General features: G+C 51.3%; 11 protein-coding genes and 1 tRNA gene. 7 read left to right on the top strand and 5 right to left on the bottom strand.

Translation table 11 applies throughout. From position 1 onward, the window contains the following. Window positions 1-8 precede the first annotated feature (8 nt). From JRI89_01535 to JRI89_01520, 4 genes are all read left to right on the top strand, one after another. Complete coding sequence (locus tag JRI89_01535; GenBank protein ID MBW2069914.1) at window positions 9-647, top strand: hypothetical protein; 639 nt, start codon at window positions 9-11, stop codon at window positions 645-647. 5 nt (window positions 648-652) lie between these two features. Beyond that, window positions 653-967: an HNH endonuclease gene (locus tag JRI89_01530; GenBank protein ID MBW2069913.1), complete on the top strand. Its 315-nt coding sequence runs from the start codon at window positions 653-655 to the stop codon at window positions 965-967. 52 nt (window positions 968-1,019) lie between these two features. After that, window positions 1,020-1,211 carry a hypothetical protein gene (locus JRI89_01525; protein ID MBW2069912.1) on the top strand — a complete coding sequence of 64 codons (192 nt, stop codon included), beginning with the start codon at window positions 1,020-1,022 and terminating at the stop codon, window positions 1,209-1,211. A 105-nt stretch (window positions 1,212-1,316) separates the two neighbouring features. After that, a tRNA-Gln gene (locus JRI89_01520) sits at window positions 1,317-1,390 on the top strand. A gap of 87 nt (window positions 1,391-1,477) precedes the next feature. Here JRI89_01520 and JRI89_01515 read toward each other — a convergent pair. Together JRI89_01515 and JRI89_01510 are read right to left on the bottom strand one after the other, a co-directional pair. Continuing rightward, window positions 1,478-1,906: a PIN domain-containing protein gene (locus tag JRI89_01515; GenBank protein ID MBW2069911.1), complete on the bottom strand. Its 429-nt coding sequence runs from the start codon at window positions 1,904-1,906 to the stop codon at window positions 1,478-1,480. 6 nt (window positions 1,907-1,912) lie between these two features. After that, complete coding sequence (locus JRI89_01510) at window positions 1,913-2,149, bottom strand: DUF2191 domain-containing protein (protein ID MBW2069910.1); 237 nt, start codon at window positions 2,147-2,149, stop codon at window positions 1,913-1,915. A gap of 178 nt (window positions 2,150-2,327) precedes the next feature. Here JRI89_01510 and JRI89_01505 point away from each other — a divergent pair, with 178 nt between their 5' ends. Beyond that, window positions 2,328-6,791, top strand: a complete 4,464-nt coding sequence (locus JRI89_01505) for a response regulator (protein MBW2069909.1) — start codon at window positions 2,328-2,330, stop codon at window positions 6,789-6,791. Window positions 6,792-6,881: 90 nt separating this feature from the next. Beyond that, window positions 6,882-7,178, top strand: coding sequence for a TIGR04076 family protein (locus JRI89_01500; GenBank protein MBW2069908.1), 297 nt, complete (start codon window positions 6,882-6,884; stop codon window positions 7,176-7,178). A 68-nt stretch (window positions 7,179-7,246) separates the two neighbouring features. On the opposite strand, the gene lhgO is transcribed toward JRI89_01500, so the two are convergent. After that, the gene (lhgO, locus tag JRI89_01495; protein MBW2069907.1) at window positions 7,247-8,443 is read right to left on the bottom strand and encodes an L-2-hydroxyglutarate oxidase; all 1,197 of its coding nucleotides are present in this window, start codon (window positions 8,441-8,443) and stop codon (window positions 7,247-7,249) included. A gap of 302 nt (window positions 8,444-8,745) precedes the next feature. After that, on the bottom strand, window positions 8,746-9,435 hold the full coding sequence (locus JRI89_01490; protein MBW2069906.1) for a hypothetical protein: 690 nt from the start codon (window positions 9,433-9,435) through the stop codon (window positions 8,746-8,748). Between the two features lie 187 nt (window positions 9,436-9,622). Between JRI89_01490 and JRI89_01485 the strand changes: the two genes are divergently transcribed. Further along, entirely contained in the window at window positions 9,623-9,808 is a 186-nt protein-coding gene (locus tag JRI89_01485; GenBank protein ID MBW2069905.1) for a hypothetical protein, read from the top strand. A gap of 2 nt (window positions 9,809-9,810) precedes the next feature. On the opposite strand, the gene JRI89_01480 is transcribed toward JRI89_01485, so the two are convergent. Further along, a complete protein-coding gene (locus JRI89_01480) occupies window positions 9,811-12,390 on the bottom strand; it encodes a DEAD/DEAH box helicase (protein MBW2069904.1) in 2,580 nt (859 codons plus the stop codon). Between the last annotated feature and the right edge of the window lie 71 nt (window positions 12,391-12,461).

Genomic DNA, 12,461 nt, shown 5'->3' with positions numbered 1-12,461 from the left:
GGAGGACTATGACCCAGATATTGAGCGGCATCACCCCGGAGGGGATCATGGTAGCCACTGACAGCATGGCCACTGCCGTGGATACAAACGAAGAGGTTGTGCATTTCCCGGTGGATAAATTGTTTTCTCTCGGCAGTCATGCCTTCGTCGTCAGTGGCGGCATGGGCATCAGCGTGGAGCTGAGCCGATCATTGCAGCGCTATGTGGGCCGCCGAGGACTGGTGGACATCGAAAGCATCACTTCAGTTGCTGGGCCATACTTGAACCTGCAATACAGGGAGTACCTGCTTGACAACCCCGGATTGACCAGAAAAAACGAAGAATTGCAGAGAATTTTTTTTCTGGTAGGCGGCTATTCTTTCAAGAAGGGCAGCCAGCCATATCAACTGGTCCTGTGGGGCTCCGAGGCATCTAGTCTGCCTCTGCAGCAGATTAGGTTCGGGATGTGTGTGGCCATTCCGCGAACTCTCTCAGGGGAGATGCGGCTGCTGAAATTGTGTGAAGAGAAGCGGCCTCTAGCGGAGCTGCTTGATTTTGCCCAGCAGTTTCTGGCTCAAATGGCAGATGCTGGGCACGGAGTGGGACCGCCCTTCCGCCTGGGCACTGTTACTCCTGAAGGATTTACCCTGGTTGAGCCAAAGGTGTGAGCCGTATGTCATTTATCATTACAGTAACTGAGCAGGAAATAAGAAAAGAGCGCGCCAAGGCGAGAGAGTTGCGCAAGAGCCGTTGGTGGCGGCAGCGCCTTGCCAGAGGCATTTGCCACTACTGTGGCCGACGTTTCGACCCCGGAGATTTAACCATGGATCATATAGTGCCAATTATTCGCGGCGGCAAGACAACCAAGGGTAATGTGGCCGCGGTCTGTAAAGAATGCAACACCAAAAAGAAGTACCTGCTTCCTGTAGAATGGGAGGATTACCTTCGTGGTTTCGCTGATGAGGTGGACGCCAACAGTAAAGAGTAGAGGCAGGCCGATACTCGAATGAGCGAGAAACCTGCGACAGGAAAGGAATTTTATGGAGGATATTACACCTCAAGGGGCAAACGTCCGCAAGGCGGTGCAGTGGATTTCTGATAAACGGCAGTATGAGCCTGAAAAATGCGGTTCACTGACCAGCATGATTGAAAAGGCCGCGCAAAAGTTTGGCCTTTCACCCAAAGATGAAGAGTTTCTCTTTCGATTTTTCAGCCGCAAAGGGAATAAGTAACCTATTGGCATGATCTGGTCTTCTGTGAACACTCTGCAGGCAAACTTTTTTGATATATTTCAGCTTGTCTTGAGCCGAAAAGCGAGTACAATATGTGAGTTCTGTTCGGGGGTCGTCTAGGGGTAGGACAGGGGTCTTTGGAACCTCTAACCGTGGTTCGAATCCACGCCCCCGAGCCAAGGCCAATGAAGCCCTCAGCAGCAAGAGGGCTTTATTTTATTCAATCTTAGGGAAGGAAGCAAAAGAAGCGAAAAAATCAGAGAAAATTAATGAAAAGGGTTCCTAACTTTCAGTGAAGAGAAACGACTGAAATCACGGTCTCCGCTGATGAGTTCGCTGATTCCATGTTCCAGGCAGAGGGCGGCTATATGGGCATCATGAATGAGGTTGCCGGTTACGCCCGCCTCTTTTATAACTGCCAACATAATGTTTTGATGATTCGGGGTTTCATGAAGCAATACCAAGGTGGGGGAATTCAGTATTCTGCCCAGATCCCTCAGTACTAAGTCTAGAGGAATGACTGGGTGATAGACTCGCGGATGAGTTACCACTCGAAGGAACTCATACACGCATGGCCAGGGAATGGCCCAAGGATGGCTGGCCTCTGCCAATTCCTTGAGAATCTGCCTGGCAGTCTGATGATGTGCGCTGGACCGGATCTCTGCATACACCAGAATATTGGTATCGATTGCCACCACGGGTCACCGGCCATTCATGAGGTCGAAGAGCTTGTCACGATCCAGAATGTCAACGCCAGGCTGGAGCTCAGCATCCCAGCCCTCCAGATCCAGCTTGTAATCTCGTTGCTGTGACCGGCTGGCAAGGGAGTGTCGCAGGAGATCGTTCACCAGGGCAGCCAAAGTTTTACCCTCACTCGCTGCATTCTGCTTGAGCTGTTTCAACAGGTCTTCATCAATCGTCAAAGTTGTCCGTTTCATGCATTTAAATGTAGATGTTCTGCATCAAGATGTCAAGCAATTCTTCCCAGCCGCCGAAGTAAAAGCGAAGACGTTGAAATAGGACGCTTATCTGACAGGACCAGCCGGGCTGCACTTATTTCCTCTTTATAAATCTTTACATTGCAGGTATTCTTTTGCGGTTGTAAGAAATGTATCGATGTACACATTTTGGGAGAACAAGATGCGTGCCCTGTCCATAGGAGTCATCTGTACAATTATTCTGCTCCTTACCCTGCTGTTTAGCTGGGCCAATATTCCAGATGAAAGAGGGGCTGTTTTGCTCGCAGGTCTTCCCTTCGTGGTTGCCTTCGGCGTCATCCTGCTGGGTTACTGGCTCTTGAAAGCAGGACCCAGGAGAAGCCTCATGTCTCAGTGCGGCTCGAGTGATGCGCTGACCCTTGTGGTGATATTCGCAATTTGTTTCATCGTCCTGGTGATCACTGTTGCCTGGGTGGCACTTCAGCGGGTTGAGCAAAGAGTCAGGACGAACATAGCAGAATCTTTACCAGTAATTGTCGAGTCGACTCAGGAGTCGCTAAATCTCTGGGCAGAAATTCAGAAAGAGCAGGTGCAGCAGCTCACAAAAGATCCCCGGCTGATCACCCTCGTGCAATTACAACTCATGGTGCCCCGAAGCAAGAAAAATTTGCTCGAAAGCAAAGAATTGACTGAAATGCGAGCCTTTTTCAGGAGACATAGAAATCGATTCGGTCAAGCAGGATTTTGTGTTATTTCTCCTGATTTCGTTAACATAGCGTCAATGTACGATGCAAATATAGGTGACAAGAATTTGCTCGCCTTTCAAGCATTGGACCTTTTGCACCGAGCTTTTCAGGGTGAAACGGTAATGGTGCCTCCCGTGTGGGCGGATCTGCTGTCTGAGTCAGCGGCTGATGATACCTGGGTAAGTGTGCAAGCTATGTTTTTTGCTGCACCAATAAGAAATGCTCGAGGTGAAGTAATTGCCGTGGTTGCCAGAAGAGTGGACCCCTTTAAAGATTTTACCAGATTGCTACAAATGTGGGAGCTTGGCAAAACCGGCGAAACATATGCCTTTGATAGATATGGAAAGCTGCTCTCTGAGAGTCGTTTTGAAGCACAATTGCGGAGAATTGGACTGCTCAGGGAGGACCAGATGGCCATACTGTCCGTCAGCTTGCGTGACCCTGGAGGCAACCTGCTCAAAGGCTACACTCCTTCGGTGCCGCGCTATCAGCAGCCCCTGACATTTATGGCTGCCCAGGCCACCAAAGGCAAAAAAGGTGTCAACATAGAAGGATACCGGGACTACAGGGGCGTGCCGGTATTTGGCGCCTGGACATGGGATGATCATCTGGGGATCGGCCTGGCTACGAAGATCGACAAGTCTGAAGCCCTGAGTACCTATTACACCATGCGGCGGGTGATCGTCACTGTGCTGGCAATTACCGTCTTTCTCGCTCTCTTTTCGCTTTTCCTGGCAGTTCTGGTTGAAAAAAAGGCAGCTCGTGATTTGCGGAAATCTCATGAGGAATTGGAGCACATAGTAGAACAGCGAACTGCTGAGCTTTCTGAAAGTGAAGAGCGCTTTGCCCTGGCAGTGAAAGGGGCTGGCGCTGGCATCTGGGATCTGCGGCTAGAAACTGGCAAGGCCTGGTACTCCGAACGTTTCCACGAACTCCTGGGGTATGAGATGGGTGAATTCGGCGACACCTTCTCTGCCTGGGAGGAAAGCCTGCATCCTGATGATCGCCAGGCGGCGCTGGCAGCTTTGCAGGAGCATCTCGAAAAAAGAACTCCTTATTTTGCCGAGTTTCGCTTGCGGTGCAAGTCTGGAGAATATCGCTGGTTCAGAGCCACAGGCCAGGCCCTCTGGGATGAGGACGGCAAGCCACTGCGCATGGCCGGCGCCATAGTTGATATTGAAGATCGGAAGCATGCGCAGGATCAACTGCGCAAGCTTTCCCGTGCCACAGAGAACAGTCCAGCATCCGTGGTCATCACGAACAAACATGGTGTGATCGAATATGTCAATGCCAAGTTTACTGAAGTTACTGGTTATACCTCAGAGGAGGCATTGGGACAGAATCCACGGATCCTCAAGTCGGGCAAACACGACAGGCAGTTTTACCAGGAACTCTGGCGGACGATTCTTTCAGGAAAAATCTGGCGAGGGGAGTTTCAAAACAGGAAAAAGAATGGTGAAATTTACTGGGAGAGTTCATCTATTGCACCAGTATTCGATGAGGAAGGAGAAATTACCCATTTTGTGGCCGTAAAAAGCGATATTTCTGATCGCAAAAAGATGGAGGAGGAATTGATCCAGGCCAGAATCGCGGCGGACAATGCCAATAAGAGCAAGAGCGAATTTCTGGCCAACATGAGCCATGAGATCCGCACTCCTATGAACGCAGTGATTGGCATGGCTCATCTGGCGCTGAAGACCGATCTTACCCCTAAACAGCGGGATTACCTCACCAAGATTGAATCATCAGCCAAGTCGTTGCTGGGCATCATCAACGATATCCTGGACTTCTCCAAGATTGAGGCCGGCAAGCTGGACATGGAAGAGGTGGACTTCAACCTGGACAGTGTATTGGACAATCTGGCCAATCTCATCACGGTAAAGGCGCAGGAGAAAGAAGACCTGGAGGTCCTCTTTTCCACTGCGTCGGAGGTTCCAAAGTTTCTGGTAGGCGATCCCATGAGACTGGGACAGGTGCTGCTCAACCTCAGCAACAACGCGGTAAAATTCACCGACTCAGGGGAGATAGTGGTTTCTACGGAGGTGGTGAACTTAGAGAAAGATAAGGTAACCTTGAAGTTTTCGGTGCGCGATACCGGGGTCGGCCTCAATCAGGAACAAATTGATCGCCTTTTTCAACCCTTTAGCCAGGCTGACACTTCCACCACCAGAAAGTACGGTGGCACTGGTCTGGGTCTCACCATAAGCCAGAGGCTAGTGGAGATGATGGGGGGTGAAATCTGGGTGGAGAGTGAACCAGGCCAGGGCAGCACTTTTCACTTTACTGCCACCTTTGGCCTGGGCCAAGAAGTAGAGAAAAAGCGATTTGTGCCTCCCACTGGCCTCAGGGGCACCAGGGTGTTGGTGATCGATGACAATCCTACCTCCAGGAGGATTTTCAGGGAAATGCTGCAGTCCTTCTCCTTTCAGGTTACGCTGGCAGTCTCAGGAGAAGAAGGACTGGCAGAGATTGACAAGAGAGCCACAAGTCAACCATTTGAACTGGTCATAATGGACTGGAAGATGCCGGGAATGGATGGCATCGAGACGGCAAGAAGAATTAAGAGAAATCCCAGACTGCAAAAAATTCCCCCGATTATTCTGGTGACTGCCTACGGTCGAGAAGAGGTCATCCAGGAAGCTGAAAGGGCGGGTCTGGATGGTTTTCTTCTTAAACCAGTAAGTCCATCAGTGCTTCTCGATACAATTATGGAGAGCATGGGTGCAGAGAGTATGAGAACCGTTACAGCTCATCACAGGAGAAGGGAGGAAGTCGAAGCACTGGAAAATATTCGTGGGGCGCAAGTATTGTTGGTGGATGACAATGCAATAAATCAACAGATTGCACAGGAGATACTCGAGGGGGCGGGCCTGAAAGTTACCGTGGCCGACAACGGCCAGGAGGCGGTGAATGCTGTCCAGGAAAAGGAATATGACGTCATACTCATGGATCTGCAAATGCCAGTGATGGATGGTTTCGAGGCTACCCGGAAGATTCGAAGCTCGAGAGCAGAAATCCGAGATATTCCCATCATTGCCATGACCGCGCATGCTATGAAAGGCGACAGAGAAAAGTGTCTGGAAGCCGGTATGAATGATCACGTGACCAAGCCAATTGATCCCGAGCAACTTTTCGCAGCCTTGGTCAGGTGGATCAAGCGGCAAGAAATCGCGGCTCCTGTGGAGGATGCTGACCAGTTGAAGTCGGTTTCGGACAGCGCACCACATGAAGCTGGTGCTGCTGAACCTGCAGCTGATGGAGAGGAGTTCTTGCCGGATTCTTTGCCCGGGTTCGATATCGGCGCAGGATTGGCGCGTTTGCAAGGGAATATGCGTCTGTATAGAAAGCTGCTGTTAGATTTCAGCAATAGTTACGCCGAGGCTGCCACAGAGATATCAGAGGCGCTGGCTGCCAACGATCTGGACAGGGCTCACCATCTCGTCCATAGTCTTAAAGGGGTGGCAGGGAACCTCTCTGCTGTTGAGCTCCATGCAGCAGCAGTGGAAATGGAAAAGCTCATCAAGAAGGGGGGCAAGGAGGAGACGGCAGACTCTGCTGAAATCGAGCAAAAGACCGCTGCACTGGAACAGGCGCTCGAAAAAACCTTGCGGTCAGTGCAAACTCTGACGCCAGCCGCGAAAGAGCCTGACGCCGAGTCAGCACAAGAAATTGCCATTATGCTTTCCGCTGAGCTGGCTGGCGAGATCTGCAGCCGACTGCGTCAGGCTGCCGAAATGGGTGATGTCATGGAGCTGACCGCCGTTGCCGAATACCTGGAATCTCGCTCTGAGTCCCTGGCGCCTATCAGCGGCAGGATCAGTAAGATGGCGGAGGAATTTGACTTTGAAGGCATATCTGAACTGGCGGATGCTCTGGAGGAGTCATCCAGCGAGTAGTATAGCATCTCTGGCAAGCAAGGATTCTGACCATTGTCATACCTTTTGCAAGGAGGATATCTTGGCCACGAACAGGGCTGAGGGACTCTCATCATGCGACTTGTAATTCAAGTGGTGGAAATCAGGGGAACATGCCCGGTCTACAAACCAGATAGCAAGATCGTACTCGAGGATGGTTACATACTTGATCCAAGCCGTTCGGGCAGAGTGTGCCTGCATTCTCTTGCCTCAATCATGCCTTACTATGTAGCCCTGGCAAGAGGAATATCGGCGAGGCAGCTGGGAATTGCCAGGAAACACTCAGAAGAAGCCTATGTCCAATGTCTAGATCCCTGCGACTATACCAATGGTGGAACAGTGGTGTTCAAGATCTTCCGGGTCGGTTGAGATTGTCAAAATGTTCTTCCCGGTAGGCTGTTCCTCTGACCGCATTGATACACTGTTCGCTTTGTATTTCAGGAAGGCAGATATTGAGCGACCACAGTGCGGGCCAGATCCATAGCGCTGGTAAAGCCTGGCGAGATGGGATTAAGGATGTGGACACTTCTTTCCTCGCGGAGCACTAGAAAATCCATAATGAGCTCCTTCGTTGTCCAATTTACCAGTTGAGCCCGAATGCCGGCTTTATCTGAGGGAACAATGTCTTCAGGAGTCAACTGCCTGACCAGTTTACGCACATCATCGTAGAAGGATCGGGGGCAATACTTTTTCGGTTCAGTCAAGGCCACCTGCCTGAAATACGGGTTGGCAAGAAAGAGCACTGCATCCCGCAAGCAGATCAGAGGCGCTTCCAGGTCGATGCCGCTGACAAGACCATAATTCTCTCGGCCCAAGGCTGGCATGGCAGTCGGTCCCAGATAGACTTCTCCATGGACGTTCCTGCTGAGGTGAACTCCAAGGAATGGATTGCGGATGTCCGGCACAGGATAAATATTACCCCTAACCAGATGATTCTTTTTCTGTCTGAGCTTTCTGTAAGTCCCCTTGAATGGCACCAGCCTGAAATTGGCGGCAAGGCCAAACTTTCTGGCTATTCGGTCGCAGTGAGCGCCGGCAGCATTGATCAACACCTTGAAGCGAATAGGACCTGCCGTGGTTCCAGCAACATTGGCAGCTGGCATATTCTGGAAAGCACAGCCTAGCAACAACCTGAGCCGTCCAGATGACAGCAGATCGTCTCGCAGTGAAAGCAGTACTCTTTTTGGATCGACCACTGCGGTGTAATGCGAAAAGAGGGCAAGCTGGTGAGTACGGGCAAAAGGCTCTATTTCGTGGAGTTCACACTCGTCAATGAGATCAACTTTAGCGCCGTTGGCAGTGGCTCGCCTGTGAAGTTCATGAAGGAGTGGAATATCCTCCTCCCTGGTGGTTACGATGACCTTGCCGGTTTCATGCAGAGGCAATTCCCTTTCCTGGCAATAGGCCCGCATCAAAAAATTGCCTCGCAGGCACGACTGTGCCTTCAGGCTGCCCGGCGGGTAATAGATGCCAGCATGAAGTACCCCGCTGTTTCTACCTGAGGCATGCTTGCCGAGTGCAACCTCCTTGTCTATGAGGTAGATGTTCTCGTATCCCTGGGCAAGCAGTTCACGGGCGATACAGAGACCGATAATACCTCCACCCACAATCAGAATGTCCGCGTAGTATTCCATCGAAGCAACTCCAGTGAAAATAAAATAGCTCACAGTATTGCTCGTTTTCAGTCAACGAAGCAAGTGTATCACAGATTGGAGTTTTCAGGATATTGAGTTGCGGCCTGGCTGGTGGTGGTTGTCAGTTATCGGTTATTAGTCAGGACACGGCAGGAGCGGTTCTCTAACCGCGACCAGCCCTGTTGCAGAAACCCTATCAGGGGCTCGAGTCATGTTGCGCTTACTGCCTGCTGAAATTATATGAGCGACCTGTTGCCGCTACTGGCCAGACATCTCTGGATTGGTTTTGCTGAGGCGGTGGGCTACCCCAGCATTTGCTGCAGCCCCTCAAGCTCCACCTGGACTCTTGTCAGCTTCTTTTCTTCTCCAGAAGAGAGTTCTCCTTTGAGAAGGGCGACCCGCCTGACGAGAAAGATTTTCTGGTGCAGCCAGTGAACTGCCTCGTTCAAACTATCCTGCTTGTCTCTATCAGTGGTTGCAGTGTCGAAACGATGCAGGGCTGAAACCAATCTCTTGTTTATCTGTCGCCAATCCAGCTGTTTATCATCGTCTGTGATTGTCATTGTATGGAGAAGAGGCTGACACAGGGAGAGCTCTCCATTGCGAAGTTCTTGCCACAGGCTGCTGTTGAGAGATTTCAGCAGGCCATGTATTTCCTGGAGCCTGTGACGATCAGGGCAGTTCGGAGCAGCAGCATTGCCACGCTCCTTTTCCCCAGGGTTGCTCTGTCTGTCTTTTCGCAAATGGGGTAGATAATTTTGTGGCGAGAGCAGATTGAAAGCAAGAGAGAACTGCTGTTTGGCGCCGCAAGTTCGGCTGTCTCTGATCCACAAGCGGCGGCTGGAGCCATCTGCAGCTTTTTGATATAATTCTGCTGCGAACAGCAAAGCAGGCGCACCGGCAACCATGAAGAAAATAACGAAACAAATTGCCAACATTACTCCGCCAACAGCCGTGCTCGGGTTGAACAAATAGAGGGTAGTAGCCGTCATAAAGCAGTACACCAGTGTGGTTGATCGAAATATTTCAAGGTTGCCTAGAGGGAATGCAAATAAAATGCCACAGACATAATCGTTTTGAAAAAGAGACGCCTTATTGATACTCGAAATGTTCTGCTTGCATTATACATATTCCGCTGGTAGTTATCAAACTTTCGTTGATGTTCTGAGAGGAGAGATTATGGGAACACTCAAGGTGGAAAACTTCCCGGATGAATTATCTCAGGAAGCTGAATCTCGGGCAGCGCTGGAAGGTATAACCTTGCAGGAACTCGTTATTCAGGCTGTGACCAACTATGTCAAAAGTCCGCTGACTCTGGATGTGCAGGAAGTGATTGTAAAAAGCAAAGAGCAAGAAGCAGATTAGCTTTATTGCGGCACCAGGACAGGTTCACGCAGCAGGGCCTGAATTGCCTGAGTGGCTGTGTGGGCTAGCTCGGTATGTGTCTGCTCGAGACCCTCCAGCTGCCGGAGGTTGTCGGCAGTGCGGTAGATGAGCATGGCAAGATCTCCCTCGTCTAGCCCGGAAAGTCCGAGAACTTCTTGCCATTCTGCACCAGAAGTCCAGATGTAGAGGGCGGCGGCCGGCATAAAAGAAATTTCCCCAACGGGAAAACCTTCTGCTCGCAAACGACCCCTGAGTGGGCGTAAAGCTCTAGCCAATCGGGCAAAAGCGGTGCCCAGTTTTTTGAAGCGTAAATCCTGTTTTGTGATTGTCTGGTTCAGTTGATTCTTGTCACTTACAAAAGGGGCAATGAGTCCGGCAAGCAGAGCAGAGTCATGGAAAGGCAGCACCTCTGTACGAATTGCCTCAGCTATCAGCAGAGGTTGATCCAGCCGTAATTTGGCAGCCCACTGCCCTTCAGCAGTCAATTGCCCGGTTGCATCGACATAGCCTTCTTTCTGCAGAAATTGAAAATGGTGACTGAATTCATGCCAGAGGCGGTTTGTCACTGTTTCCAATTGATACTGCAACTCCAACAACCGATTGATTTTGTCTTTGAATGGACTCCTGTTTGCTGGATTACATCTTCTATAACTGCGGCAGTTAGAGCAAGGAAAACTGTTGAGTGCTTCCTCCAGCCTGGCTACTCGATTGCCCAGGGACTCCAGTTCGCTGTCGCCAGAAGCAGGGCAATATCCATTTAACTGGATCACGGGTGTCTCAGCCAGCAAAGTGTGGTCAAGAGTTCGAAGCCAGGATTCCAGGTCAACCGGTAGATCGAAACAGATATCAAGGAGCTTGCTCACCCGTTCTAACCGGAACCAGCGGTATTTCAGCTTCGCCCCGCCTGATGTGGACGGGAGAGAATTGAGTCTTAGTGCCTTTACTCCTGCCACTCCTCTTCGATTTTCAACCTGCACCACCACAAAAAAGTAGCCCTTCTTGCTGCGAAAAACCCTTCCGGGCGTGAGAAGAAGCTCTTTGCTGATGCGCTGACGGCTTTGCCGTTGAAGGTGCTGGGCTTTTGCCAGCCCCCCCTGCAATTGTCGTTTCTCGGCAAGGGTGTGCAGGATTTCTTCGACGCTGGCGCAGTTACAATCCTGGAGATCTGCTGACAGTTCTTTTTGGAGAGCTTCTATTTTGTGGAGTTCTTGGCGGTGCAGGTCCAAATTCTGGTAGGTGGCAAAGGATCTGGAGAGCAATTCTCTCACTTCGTCTGGGCTGTGGGAGAGCAGCAAATTAAGGACCATTGTAAAGGTGATCTGAATCTGGCTGCTAATGGGTTCAGGGGAGGCGTTGAAGAGGCTGCTAATGAGCAGAGGATCCTGGTATGGTCCAGGAAGCAGCAAAACAAAGCCGACCTTATCCATGCCTCGCCTGCCGGCCCTGCCGTTCATTTGCTGAAGATCAGTGGCGCTCAGGGGAACGAACTCCCGGCCGTTGAAACGGTCACTCTGCGGCAGCACTACAGTGCGAGCTGGAAAATTTACCCCGGCAGCCACAGTGGAGGTAGAAAAAATGGCTTCCAGTTCGCCCTCGATCATGAGTGTCTCTACCAGGGCCTTCCAGACCGGCAACTGGCCGCCGTGGTGGGCTGCCACCCTGCCCAGCAATAGAGGCTTGATTTGCCGGTGGTTCTTGAGATAGGGGTGCTTCTCCTGCAGCTGTCTCAGTCGGCGACGAAACCGTTGGCGATCCCTGTCTTTTTCCCTGCAACCTTCCCGTGGCAAAGAGGTCATGAGAGCCTGGTTGCAGTCCTGCCGGGACTTGAGAAAGAAAATGGCCGGCAGCAGGTTCAGTTTTCGCAGCGCTCCTATGATGCGGCTAAAATCTGGTACGCCTGCTCTTGGCATTAATCCCTGCCTGGGACTGACCTCCAGAAAATGCCGAACTTTGCCGGCAATGGATCTCTTTTTCAACAAGGGTGTCACCTCTCCATCAGGCAACATGAAGAGCGGATGGAGCGGCACCGGCCGCTTTGATACTGATATGACCCGACAGGGCACCCTGCGCAGCCATTCCAGCCAGGCAGCGATTTGACGAGCATTTGATACCGTGGCCGAAAGAAGGAGCAGGCGAACCCGCTGCGGCAGGTAGATCATCACTTCTTCCCAGACCACCCCGCGGTCTGCATCGCCAAGATAATGTGCTTCATCCAGCACTACCAGGTGAACCGGTAGATCTGTTCCCGTATACATGGAGTCGTAGAGCTGGTTGCGCAAGATTTCAGTTGTGCCGACTATGACCGGCGCCTCAGGGTTTTCTTTGCGGTCGCCTGTAAGAATTCCCACATTTTCTCTGCCGAAAATTTTAGAAAACTCAGTATATTTGGCGTTAGATAGGGCCTTCAATGGCGAGGCATACCAGCTGCGCTCTCCTCTCTTGAGCAGCTTGCCGATTGCCTCCACAGCTATCCAGGTCTTGCCTGCGCCTGTGGGTGCAGTGACCAGAACGTCACTTTTTTCAAGGGCAGCAACACTTTGTCGCTGAAAAGGATCAGGCACGAACGGCTGCGGCTTCGGTATGCCGATCTGCTGCAGCAAGGGCTCCAATTGCCGAGAGGCACGCGCTTCGA

The organism is Deltaproteobacteria bacterium, assembly GCA_019309045.1.
GTDB lineage: Bacteria > Desulfobacterota > Syntrophobacteria > BM002 > BM002 > JAFDGZ01.
The sequence above is the reverse complement of the archived record's forward strand: the minus strand, read 5'-3'. Positions and strand labels throughout refer to the sequence as shown.